We start from the raw sequence: 19,374 nt of genomic DNA, 5'->3' as shown, positions 1-19,374 counted from the left end.
TCAATACATTACCTTTAGCGATGGAAAGGAGTAGAAAATGGGATATGGGCCTTCATACATAATCCAAGAGCTTGATTTCATGCTCACCCATCCCTCATGCAACGCAGCAGTTATCGATAAATTCTATCATAACTGTCTGATGATGTATGACGAGGTGCCCCTCTTCACGATGGTCGAACATATGCGCAAGGAAAATCCCAAACTTTTGAGAGAGTGGTCGATGCTTAATACAACTGTTCGATCACTCATGATCGACTTAGTGCCAGAAAAAGTAGGGGATGGCCGCGAATTGCAGGAGCTCAATGTGCCGGTTGATTTGCGGGAAATAACACCGACACAAAACGGCATTTATCTCGTAAAGTGGACTTCCGAAATCGAAGAACCGATAGTGAATGCGCACTTTAAAACGAAGTCGCTCCTTGTTTTCGATAAACTTGAAGGCAGGTTACATCTGGTCGGTATTAGCAAGGTAGGTCACAACCAATATCATTTGTATGTAAAAAAAGGGAGGAAACCACAATGATGAACGAAGCGTTAGCTGTAAACCCGATGCAGGAATACAAAGTTTCGGCACGACGGAAACAAATCCATCAAGGGGTTGTGTCTGGCGTTGAAATTCATGCCCCGTTCGGCCATAACATGCAATGCGCAATCGTTAACTTGAACAATGGCCTCAAGGGACTAATTTACGAAGATCAATTCGACCGTCGTAAATACCGCTCTCTCGTCGGATTCATTGACCACAAAATCGACTTCATGGTTTTAGACGTCGCTAAGATCGGTCTGGACGAAAGCAAAGTTAAAGTATTCGACGAAGAAAAGGGGATCATTCTCCTTTCCCGCGTCCAGGCGATAGACGAACTGCAGGAAGAATTTTGGGAGACAGCGGATCTCGACCACGTAGTTACCGGTGACGTATCCGGTTTTGAAGAAGAACGGATTTACGTTCGTATCAAGGGCGTCATTTGCGTATTGCCGATTCAAGACTATGAATATGACTGGACACCATCTGGCAAAGGTCTGGTTCCGCTCGGCGCCGAGCTCACAGTGAAAATCAAATACATCGATCGCGAAAAGAAACAGGTTCGCGTCTCGAGGAAAGAACTCCTCGAAGATCCGTGGGGTCGCGTTCGTGAGAAGTTCGGTGTCGAAAACTTTTACTCCGGCGTCATTACAAGCGTAGTTCAAGACTTAGGCGTCTTTATTAAACTGGCGCCGGGCGTTGAAGCGCTGTCGTGGTTCCCGAACCCAAAGAAAATGCCGCGCGACGGTGTGCTTCTGGGGAAGACATGTTCGGTACGGATCAAGAATGTAAATCCCGAAAAACGCAGAATCGGCACGGTTATCGTCGATTTCCCGCATGAAATTTAACAGAAGGGGAAATGACGAAAATGAACATCTCCCCTTTGATCAAACCGCAAACGAATATTGCGGTTCCGGAGCAGCCAACATGGGATGATCCCTACGCCACTATGACGCTGCAAAGTGCGCTGCCCGGACATGCATATCATTATATTGATCGCAAAATTTCAAGTAACTGGATAACGGAGAGGGACATCGATCTCGTAAGGTTCATCTTTGTTCACCGCTGGCTTGTATTGAAGCAGATTGAGCGCTTATTTTTTCCGGAAGTCGAACGTGACAAATCGGTTCGCAATCGATTGAATCGGCTCATCGACTATGGATTAATACGACGAACGCAATGGACAAGCTATTCTCAGCCAGAAAAAAACCGACCGAGCCTGTATGAAATGGGAGACAGCGGCACAGACATCCTGAAGAACAAGTTCGGTATTATTCCAGGACAAAGGGATCCACGGATGGCAAAGCCAGCAACAATGCTCTACCGTATGCGATACGTTATTACGAACGAACTCTACATTCAACTGCGAGAATCGTTCGATCTCATTCATTTCGAATTTCATCCGTCTTTGAAAAGAAAAGAAGATCATGTAGTGCCGACTGCAAAGTTTGTTCTCCGCAATCCGAAAGGTAGAGAAATGCCGTTTTATCTCCTTTGCCATCGACAAGATGAAAAGTGGGTAAAAACGATTCGTTTCCAAATGCGGTTTATGAAGGAATTCATTAGCGCAGAGGACAAAATGGCAACTGTGATTGTGCTTGTGTCGTCGGATGAAAAAGCATCATTGGCCAATAAGATCGCCGAACAAGAAGGTGCGGCGTCCTCAATCTGGTACGTTACCGACAAGGACTTGCTTGATGGCGACTTTGACATAAGACGACAGGGCTTCTTCACGTTCAACAACGGAGAAAAAGTGTACTACGATTTGAGATAGAAAGGAGGGGATCGGGTGCTGCATACGATGAAAATCCAGCTCCTTACCGACGGTTCTCAGCACGAGTCTTTAACTGAAGTGATGACCCGCTTCAATCAGGTATGCAATCACATCAGCGAAATTGGCTTCCAGACAAAAACGCACACGAACAAAATCAAACTCTCGAATGAATGCTACCATCCTGTTCGTGAGCAATATGCGATTCCATCGCAGATGGTGGTACGAGCGATCGGCAAGGTAGTTGAGGCTTATAAGTCCGGGGTCAAATCGGTCCAAAAATTCGGTGAAACGACTTCTGTTGTATACGACATGAGACTCCTGACATTTAAATGGATGAACCGTGTATCCATTTCCACACTTAATAGTAGGATCGAGATTCCGTTTCGTGTGGAAAGTTATCGTCCCGGTGCTTACGATCGACGTGTAAGCGGATTGGCGGATTTGATTCTGGAGAACGATCAATTTTATCTCTTGCTGCTAGTTGATCTTCCATCGGAGACAAGCGGCAGCGGCGTGAAGGAACTTGCGGGCGTAGGATACTAATTTACGATTCGTTGTATGTTAGTTAATTGATTACTATACCGCAATAAAGGTGGTAAGTATTATATGGAGTTAGAACAACGCTTATTTCTTATCTATGACGATAAAGATTTCGCTGAATGGATACAGGATGAATTGTCCGACTACGGCCGCTTTATCCGTTCGCTTGATTCCTTGGACTTTTTCTTTCCCCAATGGGAAGCAGTGGGAGCGAAAGCAGATGTTGTGATTCTGCCTGAAGCCACCCTAAAATCCGAAGAGTCATTTCTGAAGATATATCGAACCGTAAAATCCGGATCGCCAGACACGGTATTTTTGATCATCTACTATCGTGAAAAAGATCAATTCATACAAAGTCTCGAGACTGAGGGAAATGTCTGCATAAGCTTTGATGAACTCGATACCGGTCTCTTGGAAAAAAGATTGAAAGAAAGGAATCGGGCACCAGCCCAATCGCGGCCTAACCAAACAGTATCTCGGCAAGATAAACCATTCAAGGAATCACATAAGCAAGAAGATAAGCGGGCTGTACCAGAAGCTCCGCCTGCATCCGAGCCACGGCTGCCGGAGACACTGCCGACAGAAAATCGCGTCCCAGATATGACTCACGAGAAGGATCGATCTGAAGAAGACCATAGCGAGCACATGGACGAGGAAGAAGTGCAGTCCAAGCAACGTAAGTCTTCAGAAGAACAACGGTTAAAGCTACAACGAATAAAAGAACGAATTGTAATCGAAGAAAAAATTGTAACCGTTCATGTGCCGGTTCATTTCAATTCTAAATTAATATCCTTTGTTAGCCTTTATCCGAGGGCTGGAGCAACGTTCGTGTGTTCCAATTTTGGTAGGATGCTCGGGGAGCATAAGGTACCAGTTGCAGTAATGGAACCTGTCCTCGAGTATATCGGCTCTACATATTACGAGCTTATGCATGGCGAAACGAATGCGCCAAAGGATTGGATTTCCTGGCCGGCGCAAATTCAAAGATCTGGATATATCACGCAAGAAAAATCATGGTATACGCACGGAGTCAATTGGATTCCATCTAACGTCGATCCAACTCCAAATTGGAACGAGGGGCATACCATGCAACTCCTTCTTGCCGCAAAAAAATATCCCGTTACGCTTTGCGATATCTCATCACATTATGATGATCCGCGTTGTAAAAAGATATTGAGTATGTCCGACGAGATATGGATTGTCGCAGACGGCGACCCGGTTCAACTGAACCATTATCTCCATAAGATAGATGACCTTAAATCTGAGTTTCCAGGCAAACAAATGAAAGTCATAGGGAACCGGTGGGGGGATTACATTAAGCAAAACGAATGGAAGGATGCATTGCTTCTTCCTACGCTCACGCAAATCCCTGATCTTGGCAACGTTGTGCTAAAGCTTGCTTGGGAAGGAAAACTGGCTTGGGATGATGCAAAGTTGAAAAACACTCTCGCTGCCCCTTTTAAGCCGTTGGCAAGATCCGTCGTGGCCAAAGAAATGTACGCGCTCATGAAGAAGGATTACGGGTTGGGTGCGAAAGTCCGGCGATTATTTAATCAAATGAGCTCGCTAGAAGATGAATCAAAGTCGCGAAAATTCTGATCAGGTTGGAGTGAACTAAGGTATGCGGAGAAAGTGGATTCCCGGACTTATCGGTCTGATTATCGTCGTTGGATGCGTATTGGGTTTTAAGCAGTACATGAACAGTGTGAGAACTGACGTAACGATGATGGAAACTTGGAAACCAGTCAAAATGATTCAAGCCGGGCAGATGATTACGTCTGACATGATTCATAAGGTTCAAATACCTACCGTACAGCACATGGGTAATGCATTACTGGAGAGAAGTCAAATCGTCGGAAAACGAACGATTATCCCGATCGGAGAGACAGAAGAATTCCTTTCTTGGAAGATTGGGCCTGATGCGTTGTTTCCAACAGGGGATGAGGACTACATCGGGTTCAAAATCGACTTTGTAGGCGCTGTAAACAACATGGTTCGTCGCGGTGACAAAGTGACGGCATGGGTCGAGTACACCGTGCCAAAGGTGTTCGACGACTTTGGAAATGAAATCACGGATGCGCAGCAAGCGGCCCTCCTTGCTGCGAACCCAAATTTGACGTTCAAAAAAGTTTATACCAATAAATTGTTAGAAAATCTCACTGTGGCTTACATCAAAGATCAGGAAGGGATTGAAATAACGGATGCAACTTCGTCTGGGCCGATATCTCTTCCGCTGTCGAGTGATCAGAAGGATGTTACCAACTCAGACCGCTACCGTCAAAATGCCTCAGGTCAACCATCGTATATCACCTTTATTATGTCACCCGAACAGTATGAAACGTTTGCCGCCGGTGCCAAGGACGGTAATATTCGATTAGGTTTGCCTAACATGATGGAAATGAAAATGATTGGGACAATCTCAAAATCAAAAAACGACCATATGGACGAGAAAGATTCCAGTAAAGGTCCGGTAAAGATGGACAACAACATCTCGATAACACCCGACCAAAGCGTTCCGGCGAGTCAATCACCATCGAATCAAGCTGGGAACAAATCGACGCCAGTTGCAGATAGCAAAGGGGAGATTTCCAAGTGAAAATCACTTTCGCCTTTTCAAAGCCAAATCTCGCAGAAGCAGCGGGAAAAGTAATTAATAAAGAAGTTGAAACCACTTTCGCATTTAACGAAGAGGAGCTCACTCGGGCATTAAATAAATCCGGACGGGAGCTCGACTTTATCTTCGCACATGAGGAAATTTTCAACACGAGGTATCCATGGGAATGGATCTCTTACATCAAGACCTCTGTAGGAATCAAAACAAAAATCGTTATCCTACTTTCGGAGTCGACAGATTCATGGTATCGAGAAATCATCAAACGTTTGAGTGTTGATTTGGAAATTTCCCTCATACCGAGCGGGCTGACAATCGACGAAATTGCAGAAGAGATCGGAAACCGCGTATATCCGAAAACAAAAACATCGGATGAGAACGAGGGCGGACGTCTAGCTGCGGTTATGTCAGCATCCCCTAAAGATGGAGCGACGACCATTGCAATTTCGACAGCGATTTGCGCGGCTATGCGTATGCCGGATAAAACCGTCCTGCTCGTAGACTTTAACCTCAAAAGCCCGGAAGTCCGGGATCAATTGAACATTCAATCAGATAGAGGGTATCAACTCATCCAGTCGGATTGTGACTCGGGGACACTAGAGCAAAGCGCTTTGCTGAAGGCCTGCGAAAAGTTGAAGGACGTACCCAACCTCCACATTCTGACAGGGAATCAGCGACGGGAATGGGCAGAGAAAATCACGATTGACGAGATCGGACATTTCTTGGCGGTTGCTCGAAAAACATTCGATTTGATTATCGCAGATGTTCATACGTTCCCCGACCAGGCGGCCACTCTAAAATGCATGAAGAACGCCGACGAACGGATTGTGGTTGTTCAGCCGATTGTAACGAGTTATCAGTCCTCATGGAACGATTGGTTTAATAGCGTGTGGCAACATTACGGGATGAAAGAGACGGATTTCCATTTGGTTTTGAATCGCGACAATAAAGGAGCACTTGAGGGATTCAGTATCGAGAAAGCCATGGGCACCAAGATCGTGGCGCGCGTCCGGAATGTCGATAAGGGAGCCGGCATAAAAGCCATCAATTATGGACAACCATTGTACCTGAATGAGGGAGTCGAAACGAACGAGTTTCGTGACAATATCCTGCAATTGACGTCGTGGATCGCTGAAAGAATAGGCGTGGAGCTTGTCCCGCTTCAAAAGGACAGCAAAGCGGCGCTTAAGGGGAAACGGAAACTCTTTGGAATTATTTGATAGGAAGGAGGGCTAGAATTGAACGGTACATTACCGGCAAGGAAGCAGCGTACGAGATTCAGCATTGTTGAGCAACTGCAAGTAGACAAGCAAGAAAAGAAAAAAGCAATTTCGAACCGGGGTTATCAGCATCGTACGCTTGAGGAAGTCGTCCGCATTGTACAGGAGCATTTGAAGATGACGGACGGTACTGCCGACGAACAGGATGAGCAAAAAGAAACGATTCACCAAGCTGGTCTCGGGAACCCAATTGCTCAGGAAAAAGTCAAGGCGCATATCAAGCAGATCATTAACGACAACATGCTGTATGCGTCTATCGGCGAGCTGCAGGAACGAATGAACCTTCCCGAAGCCGTCTTCGCTTTGACGGTTGGAGCTGGCTATGTCGAGGATTTATACAAAGGTAAGGACATCGAGGAAGTTCAGGTGAATAACACGGACATTTTCATCATGAAAGATGGTGTCAAAACCCGCTTCCCTCGATCATTCGATAGTCCTGAACAAGTCATTCGCCTTCAGGAACGGCTTGCGTTGTATGGCCGTGCAAGAATTAACGAGCAACACCCTATATGTCACACCTACATGTACAATAAGGCACGTCTGACCATGACACAGGCACCTTTTAGTGCATTTCCTACAATCGCTATCCGGAACTTCATATTGAAGGATCCAACCTTGGAGGGAACTCTTGTTGATAAAGGAACTTTGAACATGTTAATGGCAAAGTTCCTGGTACTCCTAGTAAGGTATCACGCCTCAATGATTGTGGCAGGTGGTACGCAAACGGGTAAAACAACTACCCTCTACGCGCTTGCTAGAGAAATTCCCGAAAAAGAACGGGTACTCACTTTGGAAACCGAGCATGAAATGATGCTCCATGAACGTCTTCCAGGGCGCAATATTGTTCCATTTCAGTCTGTCCCTGAACTGGGTATCACGATGGAAGATGCATTCAAACCACTTCTTCGCGAAAGTCCAGATCGGTTTGTAATTGGTGAGATTCGTGGATCTGAAGCATCTCAGGCTGTGCAGGCTGCACTTCGCGGACACGATACGTTGTTATCCTTGCACTCGAAATATCGCAGCATGATCATCACTGACATCATGGATATGGTTAAGCAGGACGGTCGAACACACGATGACAGAATGCTTATAAACCGAATCGGCCGCGCGTTCAATATCGTTATCTATCAGCGTTTTGTCAAAGAACACGAGTACAAAAATCGGCGCGTGATGACCGAGATCACCGAGATCGTACCGACCGAAACCGGTGAAATTCAGATGAATCCTTTATTCGTCTGGAATATCGCAGCGCGGGATTGGGAACGTACGGATCATACCATCAGTCATGACCTGATGGAGCATATGATGAGTTACGGTGCCGATCCCGAAGACTTTAGAAATCTGGGTCTGTACTGATGCAAATCGTAGAGATCGCATTTCTCGCAGTATTCATCATCGGCATGTCCCTTATCGTAGAACCGATTGTCGGCCGTCTGATGGTTGGGTTTATGATCTTTAGACGAAATCGTTTCTACGACAAGAGAAGGAACAATGGACGCCTAGCTACGGCCGAGCCCAAGAAAGCGTTGTTCGACCGCCCGCTCCTTAATAAACTCGACGAAAACATGAGCGTTGCAGAGATCAAGATGTCAGCCAAAAACCTTCTAGCAATTTGTCTGGTCATCGTTCTTATGGTCTTCATACTTGCCAATAAAGTCATGCCAGCGCCACCATATGACCTACTTATCGGCCTGGTATTTGGAACCGCTCCGCTTCTATGGGTCTGGGCACGATATCTGAAAAAGACGCTTTCGATGGCGAAGGTTATGATCCCCACCGTGCAAAATTTTGTAGGTTTCTTCACTGAGGCTGAAAACTTTGAGAGCGCCATTTATAAATCGGCGAGGACCGTTGAACCGGAAATTGCAGGAGAATGGAATCGTTTGATCATGGACTTACAGACCGGGGAAAAGCCAGAGAAAGCACTCATTGGATTTGCAAATCGCATCGGTAACGATTGGGCCCAGTACTTCGCCGACATCTTGATTACGCACATAGATACTGGCGTGAATATCACTTCATCCTTGTTCAAATTGATAAGTGAAATGCAAAACTCCGAGTATAACGAAGAAAAAAGGATAACGTTGCTCACCCAATACAAGTGGGGGACCTTCATCATGATCGCTCTTTCAGCGATTGTCATCTATTTCAATATCAGAATGGACTCGAAAAACTACGACTACTATTTTCATACAGCGTCTGGCGTCCATATTGTTACCCTGGCTGTGATTGTATTGTTTATCTCATTTATCGGGGCACTGCATATGGGCAGAAAGCGGTTATAAAAAGGGGGGCAGGCAATGTTTATATATTGGGTCATCGCGATCGTATTCACCATTGGCGCGGGAATGATGATTTTGCCATTTGCATTATCTATCAAACTCAAGCGCCGGCTGCGCGTCCCATCGACCAGAACAAGACGGAAACAGTATCTTCAAGATTATTACGCTTCCTTGGTATCAAAGGCAAATACCCGTAAGGTGAACTACAAAGTTGCAAGAATGTTGAAAACGGCGGGGCATCCTTATGGCATGCAAGTATTTCATTACCATTTGCTTCGCTTGGGATTACCAGTCGCCCTCGGGTTTCTCTGCATCTTCCTGACCAAGCTACGAGGTATTCTGAACGGGTATTCTCCACCATTCCCGTTCCTGCCCTTTGTGGTATTTGTTCTAATCGGTTACTACCTTCCGCGGTTCATTATACACTTCTTCGCGCGGAATCGCCGTGAAGTGTTGGCGGAAGAGATCGTGAAGTTCTCCCATCGATTGATCGTATGTATTACGGACAAAATTCCGCTCTATTACGCGATTAAACGAGCTGGAAGAACATGCAAGGAGTTAAAGCCGTATGTGGATGATCTGCTTATCGACTGGATGGACAATCCAAGGATGGCCATTAACCATTTCGGTGAGCAAATTGGGATCAATGAAGTGCTGCCGTTAACGAACACGCTGCTGGCGAGTTGGAATGCTCCACAAGAAAAAATCATCAACCTGTTTGATCAGCAGGTAAGGAACATCGACATCATGCGGGATTTTCAGATTAAAAAGAAGATTGAGGCATCCCCGCTCCGAGTCACCTTCGTCATTTTGATACCTTTTGGTGTAGCCAGCGCTCTTGCGTTGCTACCGTGGTATATAAGTTTTCAAGAAGTTATTAAACAAGTGTTTTGAGGAGGAGGTCATGTGTCTGACAAGGCAATAGGCACCATCGTCGCGATCATCATAGGTGTTGCCCTTACTTTTTGGATTTTCAACAATCCAAATGGGATAGGCGACGGTCTGGATAAAGGTGGAGCGAACGTTCGTACGAAAATCATTGAAGCCACAAAATAAGAAAAATCAAGGAGGCAATCTCACATGTCAGATAAAGCTATTGGTACGATTATCGGGATAATTATTGGTGCTGCTCTTATGTTCTGGGTATTCAACAACCCGAACGGCGTCGGAGACGGTGCAAGTAGAGGAGCTGGCAATGTTCACACGAAAGTCACTACTTTCAACTACGATGGCGCTATCGCACCAGGCGTCGGACAAAAGGCACCGTGAAATGGATGATCCTGCAATCAAAATCGTTTCGGCCATCATCATTATCGGTCTTTGCACGTGGATTTTCTTAAGTCCATTTGGGTTAAACAATTCCGTAACGACCGGCTACGATAAGTTAAAAACGGAAGTCCGTTCTTACGGATACAAACCTGGTCCGTGAACATGGAGGGGGGAGGGTTGACCCTTGTGACCCTTCCCCCTCACAATATCTCGGAAAGAAGTGTGTTTCTAATGATATGGAATAAATTGCTTAGGCCACTAAAAAATCAAAAAGGCGTTACCAACCTGATAACCCTACTTATCGTTCTGGTTCCCACTTTAGGCATTACGGTAATCATGCTAACAATATTTCTCTTTCTCATGAAGCAAGCCAAAATGGATGATATGAAGGATCGGGCACTTCAAATGGTTCAGACGGCCGGGTATTTAACTCCGCAGATTCAGACGGATTTGCAAGACAAGCTGTCTTCGCTTGGATACCCAACGGTTGTAAAGGGCGGTGTGACCTACCCATCATTCGCAGGCACGACGACAACTCTGGTCAGGAAATATGATGCCGACCCAACGATACGGTTGGTAATCAAGTATCCGGCTACGGATTTGGCAAAAGTTATGTTTTTCTTTGGAATCAGTTCCACTGAAGAACCCGGTTACTTCTACCTTGATGATTACGGGAGAAGTGAGCATAAATGAAAAAGCTGAAAATCGTAGGTAATCAGCGCGGCGGTGTAGGCGTGATGATCATTTATATCATCTCGATGCTTCTCTCCGTACTCGTAATGGCGCGTTGCCTTGACTATATACAGATGTACAAAACGCAAAACAGGCTTAAAAACAAGTTGAATGTTGCTGTGCACGCCGGCTCTTTGTCTATCGACGAGGTGCAGCTTTCTCAAGGAAATTTCAAACTAGACATTTCGACACCTGGGACACGTGTGCAAGATATGTTCTATAAATATCTTCGAATGAATATGAGGCTCGACAATTCAAATGTTGCACTCCCGGGTAGCCCCTTAAAGGAGGGGAGCGTCGTAAATATAGACGAGCTCTTGTATGTCGATTACGAAGCAGGTACTATCACGAATCTGAATACAAAACCAACCTCATGCACATACAGTAGCGCAGCATCTCGCGTGACGTGTTCGGTAACTTTGAATCCTTCTAGTCCACTCCAAGTCACGAGAACGGTAAACGAAACAATCGTCGGTCCATCACTCGTGGCGATTGTGGACTCTGTTCATGAAGGTATCGGTTCGATTATGAATGAACCATTGTTGATTCCTGCTGTTCAGGAAGTCTATTTCAATATCAACTAATGGCTAAAATAATTATGAGTTTTGTTATTTTCGTTTTATAATATATATATTAACTAACATACGACTATCGTCCGGATACATGCGAGCGGAGACAAAGGTGACCGATGACGGTGGGAAATCGACAGGGGGGTGAAGAGCACGATACAGTTGCATAACAATGGCACCGTTGCCGATGAACTACGAATCCTTTGGGATAGAACAAACGAACCGGAAGATATTTTGCGCGTCATCAATGCGCTGTTCTCATGTTTATTGATTCGTGACCCACTGACCGCTGAGCATTCCGTACAGATGGCGCACCTCTCATACCGACTTGCAGAACAGTTCGACCCGCAAAACGCTGTTCTGTATTTCGCCGGTTCGCTAACGCATGACATCGGAAAAATCGGGATGAACGACAAGGTGCTTAAAGGGAGCGGTATTCTTACACCCGAAGAAAAAGGGTGCCTTCGGGATCATGTTGTCGATGGTTACCGGCTGTTGTGTAGATTGTCGATGCCTAGCATTATGCTAGACATCGTTCGTTATCATCATGAACGCTTCAACGGCTCAGGTTATCTCGAAGGCTTGCAGGAGCTGGAGATCCCGCTACCTGGCAGGATTGCAGCAATTACCGACACCTATTCCGCGTTGACCACGGAACGTCCTTACTCGAATGCAAAAAGCATCGACCAAGCGCTTGAAGTTATGAAGCGGGATAGCCATCAATTCGACCCGCTCATCCTGCAATTCTTTTTCAAAATGATGAATCACCAATAACGATTTCCCGTTCAACGGCCGATACTACAAAAGACAACTTCTAGGAGGGATATATTAATGAAATCGAAATTTTACTCAATCATAGCCATATTCTCTTTAGTGACAATGCTTTTCTCTGGAATTGCCAGCGCCGACAACAGTGCCCAAGAAGCGACCGCTCAATTCAAAGATGTGAAACCAAACCACTGGGCGAAGCCTTCCATCGACCGTATGTACCAACTGGGTATTATTTCTGGGTTTCCGGATGGCACTTTCCGTCCGGATGACGTGGTGACCGCTGACCAGTTTGTCATCATGATGCTCCGCGCCTTTAGCAAAACCTATGACGGGAAAGCGGCGGAATGGGATCGGGAATGGTTGGAGGCAACGCAAAAGCTGTATCCCGGCCGAATTGGCAGTATTCAAAATGCTGTTTGGAGTACGGGATTTAACTTTACGAATGCGAAAAGCGGATATTACGCGAAACCGTTTATCGATTTCCTTTATGACATGTCGTTCATTCAGAAGTATGATGATGTTTTCCCACTGGAGAAAGATTACAAAACATTCAAAAAGCCATTAAGTCGTGAAAAAGCATCATACATTCTTGGACTGTGGTACAAGAGTTTTGAAAATAACTTTGATACGAACTACACAGATTATGCTATAACCAAGGCTGACGTAACTGACTTAAATACTTTCACTAAAGGTCCTGTTGAAGATTTTAAGATGTCAGTTATGCTCGCGGGTTTAATGCGCGGCTATCCGGATCATAAATTCAAGCCCCATCGATTCATTACACGAGCTGAGGCGCTTTCTCTTATAGATCGCTTGAGGAACAAAGAAGCGCGTACGCCTTTTACTCCGGATTTATCTGGACAAATGTATGTTGAAGCCAAAGGGAATATTTATTTGTTTAATAGTAAAGCTACGTTTTCTAATTATAAAGAGATTGTACGGATTGGAAAGACATACTGCAAAGATGGCTACCTGGATGTAACCGGTTTTGGAGTCGGTTGCTTCAAGGATGAAGACACCTACAAAAATTGGGATTGGACTATTAGAATCGGTTTGCTTAACGATGTTACTTATCTCCCTGAAGCAACATTTGGGATTGCAAATAGCGTCGGAAACAAACCAGGGTTTGGTTATAAAGCCGATCATTCATTTGTGGGAACCAAAGAATTTGTGGATGCTGCATTCGAGTTTCTAGCGGGCGATGGGAAAGGTCTGGATCTCAAAGCGAAAGTATTCTCGATGGAAAAAACCTTGACTTCGGATTATACCGTCATCACTTTTAATGGTCGAAAAATCGAACTTACCAGAACAAAAGAGATAATTTATGTGAGTTTGAGCTAAGGAGATGTCATTTTGAAAAAACTACTAGCAATTCTTGTAGCAATCTCTTTTCTGGTCGCACCCTTCCTGGATATGATTCCAGGAAGGGCTACGGCCGCATCTTCTTGTTCTTATAACGGGCCGATTCCTGTTGGCGTCACGCCTTGTGATCCGCACGGCCATCCGTTGCGTTATGACTATTACACGAAGAAGTCATGGGATCTCGGGAATGGGACAACCGACAGCACAGGCTTAAAAAATATTGTTGTTTACGGTACACCTTTGGATGTATCGGGTAGCAACGGTGAATCTCCAAGGAACCGTTTTAAGCCAGCAACACAGGCAGATGCAGATGATCCGGATTCTGTGACAAAGGGAGCCGGTCATTTTTATGCCTACGATGAAGAAACAGGCAAGATGAGTTATGGGGAATGGGAATATATCGGTTTCACTGAAAGTGGAGGCCTGTATCACAATAAGTTTTTTCCAAACGACGCAGAAGGACCTTTAGAGAATTATCAAAAGCACTGGCTCTATCGCCCCTGGGATAATGCAACATTGAAGAGCAACTATAAAGCAACAGATCCAGGGAAAATATACTTGAATGATGCTACATCAAAATATGACGACGTGCTTTCATCAAAGTTCGATAATATATTATCAAATCTACAGTCCTCACTTTCTTTTGGGATAAAGTATCCCGTTAAGTATGATCAACCTAGAACAGTGTTATCTGGTGATGCTTATAGAGATCCACGTAACTATGTTCAAATCGACCAATTCCCATCGACCCGCGCAGGTGGATACGGCGTTTTATGGCACTATTCTTGGAATAGCAACAAAGTATGGCGCCAAACGTTCCCGCTAGAATCAATCAAGAAGAACTTTACGCCCGTTGCAGGGGACACCAAAGTTAGAGATCCACAGCCGATCCCGACTTATGACGAACGTACGAAAAAAGTCAAAGTAGACGTCATCGGTATCCTGAAAGACGGAGCGTATTTCAAAAGTGAGCAAAATAAGCAGCTGTTCTATACGCGAGCAGACGTTTCGAAAGTACGGCTCGAGCTGAATGAGAAGTCATCCGGAAAGATGCTCGTGCAAGAGTTCGATATTGAAAAGAACGTGAACAAAGATAAAATCGTCATTGGCCAATCGTCAGGCGGGGACTTCACCGCGACGGGATCATTTGACCTCAATGTGGATCTTGCATCGCTTGTCGCTTCAGGGGCAGATCTGGCGCACACGACCGACGCGAAGGTGACTGTGTGGTTCTACGGTCAGCCCACACCGCTTTACGCTTACCCGCTAGTTACGATCAAGTTCAAAAAGTCGATCGAACCTATGGCTTCCCGTTTCTCGGTCATCGAGAGAGTTCAATTTCAGAAGGCATCGGACTATAAGCCGGACATGCTCGGCTACCTAGATATGTCGTACTCGGGTAAAGTGGCGCACGGCTACCGGATCGACATCGCCGCTGATGATGGTACTTCGAAGTCTTTCTCATATTCCACCGATCCTTTGCTTAACGTTGATATCGGTGACCTGGACATCGCCGCCGTGAACGGCATGATGTTTACGTGGATTAAGTCTCATTTCCCAAGCGAAACGGTGACGGCCTCGAAAGTCATCAAGTTCGATATTACGCAGACGATATATGACAAGAAAGACCCGACGAAGAAATCGATATATAAGCAAGAGCATACCGCCATACAGGTCAAGAACAAGGGTGATGATGGTACGCCGATCAAACTGCCTCCGCAGCCGATGTTTTTTATGCCAAACGCGGACGTTCCCGAAAGGTGGTATGACGTTGTACCGTTTCCAGCAGAGGATATCGCGCCATCAGACATCATTCATAATAACGGCGACCCGGTTCCGGATTACGGTAGTTTCACGCGCAGCGTCACAGTCGATGGAAAAAGTATAGATGCGGACGAGTTTTGGGCAGGGAAGTACGTGTTCGGCGACGCCGCAGACGGACTACACGTCGTACGCGCTGAATGGAAAGCGCCGGATGGTAACGTCTCCTTTTTGGAAAAGACAGTCGCTATCCACGATACCGTGCCTGTAGTCCATACCGCTTTCAGCAAGTTGTACAAGCAAAACCGACGCATGGACGTACAGAACGATTCAGACACGTTCAATGATCCGTTTGTGCTAAACCGGTATCCGAATACGTACACAATGTCCTTTGCTGATCCGACCGATCCCGATCTGGTCTTGCGTACGGACACCAACGAAATAAAGACGTTCATGTACAAGAAGCCGGGACAAGGCAAGAAAATTTCGCTCAGAGCCGTCAATACGCTCACCGACATTCATGGTAACTTTGTCATGAACCGCTATTCAGAGCCTTATGAGGTTGAATTTGAGATTTTGCCAGACGAGACACCGGCCATTATTGCACATCCTTATTCCTCACAAATCAGTCGACTCGACCAACTTAAACTCTTTTACGATGTACAGTCGATCGACAAAGATTTTATCGCGGAAAAGTCACTAAAAGTGTGGTATGACAGCAAAAACAACGATTCATTTGATACGCTTGTATACAGTACGGATGGTGACTTGACGGAGCTGCCAAATTTCAACAAGATAGGCCAGTACCGCATCGACGTATACGCGAAAGAAGGGACGACGCAAGAACGGTTGATGGAGTTCATAAAGCCCGAGGATGATCAGGAAAATCGCTTCAGCGTTTATTTCGCCGTCGATAACTTGGCGCCGTCAGCGGATCTGTACCTGGATACGCCGAATGATAAGCCTAAAGTGGATGTATTTATGCTGTTGGATGCGAACCTGAAGCAGACTTCCGCCGACTATGTGTTGGGTAACACCGTGACGATCACGAATAGCATGACTCAGGCAAGTATGGATCCGGCTGTAGGGATATGGGATATGAAAACCTACACATACGAAAAGCAAGCTTCATATTCGAGTGGTACGGGATCCTCATATCCCTCGTCGACCTATTATTACTGCGACAGCGGATATTGCGGCACATTGGCCCGGACAAGCGTTTCCAATTCGCCATACCCTGTAGACTTAAATGCAGGAAAAACGAAAACCGTAACAGACTCCAAGACAGCAACCAATACCTGTAGTAATAATGTTGTCACGACCTACGATGGAAATGGAAATATGAAGGACCATAGCTCATGGGGCGAATGCGGTGATTCCCAAGGTTATAATGATGGCAGTTACTCAGGAACCTTATCCCGTACCGGTCAATCACCTAGTGGGAGTTGTGGCAACACCGGTCCGAAGAATGGTTCGTGTACTGTGACTTGGACAGCCAACTATGCAGGAACCGTATACTGGACACACGATGTGCCACTTCCGCCGGACATCGTATATTACGATAGTTATACCGGCTTTTATGCAGGGAAGATAACGAAGGATGTGCGACAGCCATATAGTTCGTCTACGTCGTTCCTTCGATCGCAGTCTGAAAAGTATTTGGTTTATGTGTCCGACGATAAGGTAAGTCAATTACCCGACTTGCAGTACACGATCTCCCGGAATGCCGTCAAGGTGATTCTGATTGGGCAGGACGGCATAAAGGTGCAAGTTCCGGGTTTCACGAAATATTTCAAGAATGACAAGCCGATGGATCAACTGATCGCAGATGTCATCGCCTATATCGCGGAAAACAATCCGGCTGTTCCGCGCATTTACAAGTTGATTGGCGAACCGATCTTGACCCACACGGCAACTTTTGACTTCGAGAATGATCTGATTCCAACCGACGAGCTTAAAATATTTCAGGATCCAGACGCGTTCGATAACTCGATGGGGATGGACAAGCTTAGCGGTGTAACACTAAGAAATAATTATGACGACGCAATATGGGACGCATACAAGAACACCGTTACGTTTAACAAAACGGGGAAATATACGTTCGTACGACGCGTGAAGGATAAACCGTCAACAGACCCGGCATTTGCCAGCTACGGTTATTATTCAAATGAAGCAATTCTTGAAGTGATGGTTCACCGCAAGCCGATCGCGCTGCTGGACTTGGATTTCGATTATGACTTAAACAACAACACGTACAATACACGTTGGGTGGACCAGTCATACGACCTCGACCACAACGTGACACGCGCCGCAACCGACAAGGGTATCGTCGATTCGAAAATGAAGTTTACTGACATGGGAACTGGCGAGACGTTTACCTCGATTCCCGACAGCTTAGCGCCTGGAACGTACAAGGTCGAATATGTTGTAAAGGACATGGAGGGTGTTTGGTCGGATCCGTATATTAAAACTTATGTACTTCCGGCATCTCCGCCAATGCAGCTGAAAGCAAAGTTAAAAACAACGGATAGTGCGTTTTCCCTTGCGGCAATTCCAGCGAGCGAAAGCCTGACAGCATTCAACATGTGGACGCGATATCCATATTCTGTCTCGTTGGATTTGACCATGGCAAGCGGAGTCATGAGCAGACACGTGAACTATTACACGGGAACGAAGAGTGGTAACGACATCAGCTGGGCAGATGAAACGATGGCTATTCCTGCGACTCTAGCGGATGGCAACTATATGTATCGCGTCACTGCCGTTGGTTCGGTGCCGGGCACGAATGCCTTCTTGGACTTTCCGGTGACTGTCTCGACACCGATTAACCTAAACGGTTGGATCGACAATACGTTCAATACGAACGTGTCTACGATCGTTGCAACTTATCCGTTGACGCTTCGGGCAACTACAACGAAGTATCCAAACACAACGACCGTTACCGTATTCAAGGGGACTGCGTATCAGGCAACGGTGCCATTGACGTCTACGACCACATCGACCGTCGCCTTCGGAAGTAAGAGTTGGTCTGGTGGCTATACGCCAGGAGCCAGTATTCCGGACGGTAACTACACGTTCGAGTGGACTTCGACCACACCAAATGGTAACGTGCAAAGAGTTTCGAAAACGGTAACTCTCACGCACAACACGCCGCCATTCGGTGACTTCAAAATCTATACGTACAATTCGAATAATACGGCAATGCCGATTTTCGAAGGCGATACTGTTCATTTTGACCCGGTTGGTGTAGGCGATAATGAGCATGATCAATTGGCTGTCAATTATACCGTGAAGAATCCAAGCGGTGCCGTCGTGATGAATACGAATCTTACGTGGAATTTCCCATATCCAACAAGCGGCGGGCCTACGCTAGTCGTAAATGCGGTTGGGACTTACACAGCTACGATGACCTTGAGTGACGGAAAGGCAGCTCCGGTGACCGTGACGCACACATTCATTGTGAATCCGCTCGGAATTACTGGCGCGGTCAACCATACCGCACAATGGGAGGCGAACCGGATCGCGTACAACACCGCTAATCCTTCCTCAACTCGATCGGCAGACACTTTCTGGGCGGGAGAGCAATTCAATCTCGCATCGAGCGTAACCAATACGGGTTCGTCGCTCGACGTCGCCACAAACGTAACGGTATTACTGATCGAGAAGGGTGTAACGGTGAACCTGAACCTGATCTCTGGCTATAATTGGGGAGGTTCGATGTGGCAAAAGAACTTTGATCAACTGGCCGATGGAACCTACAACTTTAAGTTCACGGTCACCTACTCTAACGGTGTCGTAAAATCGACAACCGTGCCAGTAAAAATTAAAGACAGCATTTGGGACGTAACCGGCACTCACCGTGTTCACTGACCAAAAGAAAATCCCGCTCCTATCGGA

Annotated in this window: 18 protein-coding genes; all 18 read left to right on the top strand. The window is 46.1% G+C overall.

The features are described from left to right. Positions 1–37: 37 nt before the first annotated feature. The 18 genes from ACFPOF_RS06755 (at position 38) to ACFPOF_RS06670 (ending at position 19,347) form a co-directional block, all read left to right on the top strand. Positions 38–523 (top strand): hypothetical protein, encoded by a 486-nt coding sequence (locus tag ACFPOF_RS06755; RefSeq protein WP_378130880.1) that lies wholly within the window; start codon positions 38–40, stop codon positions 521–523. After that, complete coding sequence (locus ACFPOF_RS06750) at positions 520–1,371, top strand: 30S ribosomal protein S1 (protein ID WP_378130878.1); 852 nt, start codon at positions 520–522, stop codon at positions 1,369–1,371. Before ACFPOF_RS06755 ends, ACFPOF_RS06750 begins: the two co-directional genes overlap by 4 nt. Positions 1,372–1,382: 11 nt before the next feature. After that, positions 1,383–2,297, top strand: a complete 915-nt coding sequence (locus ACFPOF_RS06745) for a replication-relaxation family protein (protein WP_378130876.1) — start codon at positions 1,383–1,385, stop codon at positions 2,295–2,297. Between the two features lie 15 nt (positions 2,298–2,312). Next, a complete protein-coding gene (locus ACFPOF_RS06740) occupies positions 2,313–2,840 on the top strand; it encodes a hypothetical protein (protein WP_378130874.1) in 528 nt (175 codons plus the stop codon). A gap of 63 nt (positions 2,841–2,903) precedes the next feature. Then, the gene (locus ACFPOF_RS06735; RefSeq protein ID WP_378130872.1) at positions 2,904–4,436 is read left to right on the top strand and encodes a hypothetical protein; all 1,533 of its coding nucleotides are present in this window, start codon (positions 2,904–2,906) and stop codon (positions 4,434–4,436) included. A gap of 22 nt (positions 4,437–4,458) precedes the next feature. Then, entirely contained in the window at positions 4,459–5,433 is a 975-nt protein-coding gene (locus ACFPOF_RS06730; protein ID WP_378130870.1) for a CpaB family protein, read from the top strand. Next, entirely contained in the window at positions 5,430–6,668 is a 1,239-nt protein-coding gene (locus tag ACFPOF_RS06725; protein ID WP_378130868.1) for an AAA family ATPase, read from the top strand. The genes ACFPOF_RS06730 and ACFPOF_RS06725 overlap by 4 nt, the downstream gene beginning before the upstream one ends. A gap of 18 nt (positions 6,669–6,686) precedes the next feature. Then, positions 6,687–8,087 (top strand): ATPase, T2SS/T4P/T4SS family, encoded by a 1,401-nt coding sequence (locus tag ACFPOF_RS06720; protein WP_378130866.1) that lies wholly within the window; start codon positions 6,687–6,689, stop codon positions 8,085–8,087. Continuing rightward, positions 8,087–9,016, top strand: coding sequence for a hypothetical protein (locus ACFPOF_RS06715; protein WP_378130864.1), 930 nt, complete (start codon positions 8,087–8,089; stop codon positions 9,014–9,016). The genes ACFPOF_RS06720 and ACFPOF_RS06715 overlap by 1 nt, the downstream gene beginning before the upstream one ends. Before the next feature lie 15 nt (positions 9,017–9,031). Next, positions 9,032–9,907, top strand: coding sequence for a hypothetical protein (locus ACFPOF_RS06710; RefSeq protein WP_378130862.1), 876 nt, complete (start codon positions 9,032–9,034; stop codon positions 9,905–9,907). Positions 9,908–9,919: 12 nt separating this feature from the next. Then, a complete protein-coding gene (locus tag ACFPOF_RS06705) occupies positions 9,920–10,069 on the top strand; it encodes a hypothetical protein (protein WP_378130860.1) in 150 nt (49 codons plus the stop codon). A 24-nt stretch (positions 10,070–10,093) separates the two neighbouring features. After that, positions 10,094–10,282 (top strand): hypothetical protein, encoded by a 189-nt coding sequence (locus ACFPOF_RS06700; protein WP_378130858.1) that lies wholly within the window; start codon positions 10,094–10,096, stop codon positions 10,280–10,282. Position 10,283: 1 nt separating this feature from the next. Next, a complete protein-coding gene (locus tag ACFPOF_RS06695) occupies positions 10,284–10,442 on the top strand; it encodes a hypothetical protein (protein WP_378130857.1) in 159 nt (52 codons plus the stop codon). Between the two features lie 71 nt (positions 10,443–10,513). Then, positions 10,514–10,975, top strand: a complete 462-nt coding sequence (locus tag ACFPOF_RS06690) for a hypothetical protein (RefSeq protein ID WP_378130855.1) — start codon at positions 10,514–10,516, stop codon at positions 10,973–10,975. Then, complete coding sequence (locus ACFPOF_RS06685; protein ID WP_378130853.1) at positions 10,972–11,598, top strand: hypothetical protein; 627 nt, start codon at positions 10,972–10,974, stop codon at positions 11,596–11,598. The genes ACFPOF_RS06690 and ACFPOF_RS06685 overlap by 4 nt, the downstream gene beginning before the upstream one ends. Positions 11,599–11,745: 147 nt before the next feature. Next, the gene (locus ACFPOF_RS06680) at positions 11,746–12,357 is read left to right on the top strand and encodes an HD-GYP domain-containing protein (RefSeq protein ID WP_378130851.1); all 612 of its coding nucleotides are present in this window, start codon (positions 11,746–11,748) and stop codon (positions 12,355–12,357) included. Between the two features lie 57 nt (positions 12,358–12,414). Continuing rightward, entirely contained in the window at positions 12,415–13,695 is a 1,281-nt protein-coding gene (locus ACFPOF_RS06675) for an S-layer homology domain-containing protein (RefSeq protein WP_378130849.1), read from the top strand. Between the two features lie 72 nt (positions 13,696–13,767). Then, a complete protein-coding gene (locus ACFPOF_RS06670) occupies positions 13,768–19,347 on the top strand; it encodes an Athe_2463 domain-containing protein (protein ID WP_378130959.1) in 5,580 nt (1,859 codons plus the stop codon). The last annotated feature ends 27 nt before the right edge of the window (positions 19,348–19,374 follow it).

The sequence above is a fragment of the Cohnella soli genome, assembly GCF_042655525.1.
Classification (GTDB): Bacteria; Bacillota; Bacilli; order Paenibacillales; family Paenibacillaceae; genus Cohnella; species Cohnella soli.
The sequence above is the reverse complement of the archived record's forward strand: the minus strand, read 5'-3'. Positions and strand labels throughout refer to the sequence as shown.

Excerpts from the sequence above, each read along its gene's own strand:
- ACFPOF_RS06670 (WP_378130959.1), top strand. The coding sequence starts at position 13,768 with ATGATTCCAGGAAGGGCTACGGCCGCATCTTCTTGTTCTTATAACGGG.
- ACFPOF_RS06710 (WP_378130862.1), top strand. The coding sequence starts at position 9,032 with ATGTTTATATATTGGGTCATCGCGATCGTATTCACCATTGGCGCGGGA.
- ACFPOF_RS06745 (WP_378130876.1), top strand. The coding sequence starts at position 1,383 with ATGACGAAAATGAACATCTCCCCTTTGATCAAACCGCAAACGAATATT.
- ACFPOF_RS06675 (WP_378130849.1), top strand. The coding sequence starts at position 12,415 with ATGAAATCGAAATTTTACTCAATCATAGCCATATTCTCTTTAGTGACA.
- ACFPOF_RS06695 (WP_378130857.1), top strand. The coding sequence starts at position 10,284 with ATGGATGATCCTGCAATCAAAATCGTTTCGGCCATCATCATTATCGGT.
- ACFPOF_RS06735 (WP_378130872.1), top strand. The coding sequence starts at position 2,904 with ATGGAGTTAGAACAACGCTTATTTCTTATCTATGACGATAAAGATTTC.
- ACFPOF_RS06730 (WP_378130870.1), top strand. The coding sequence starts at position 4,459 with ATGCGGAGAAAGTGGATTCCCGGACTTATCGGTCTGATTATCGTCGTT.
- ACFPOF_RS06750 (WP_378130878.1), top strand. The coding sequence starts at position 520 with ATGATGAACGAAGCGTTAGCTGTAAACCCGATGCAGGAATACAAAGTT.
- ACFPOF_RS06690 (WP_378130855.1), top strand. The coding sequence starts at position 10,514 with ATGATATGGAATAAATTGCTTAGGCCACTAAAAAATCAAAAAGGCGTT.
- ACFPOF_RS06715 (WP_378130864.1), top strand. The coding sequence starts at position 8,087 with ATGCAAATCGTAGAGATCGCATTTCTCGCAGTATTCATCATCGGCATG.
- ACFPOF_RS06755 (WP_378130880.1), top strand. The coding sequence starts at position 38 with ATGGGATATGGGCCTTCATACATAATCCAAGAGCTTGATTTCATGCTC.
- ACFPOF_RS06700 (WP_378130858.1), top strand. The coding sequence starts at position 10,094 with ATGTCAGATAAAGCTATTGGTACGATTATCGGGATAATTATTGGTGCT.
- ACFPOF_RS06685 (WP_378130853.1), top strand. The coding sequence starts at position 10,972 with ATGAAAAAGCTGAAAATCGTAGGTAATCAGCGCGGCGGTGTAGGCGTG.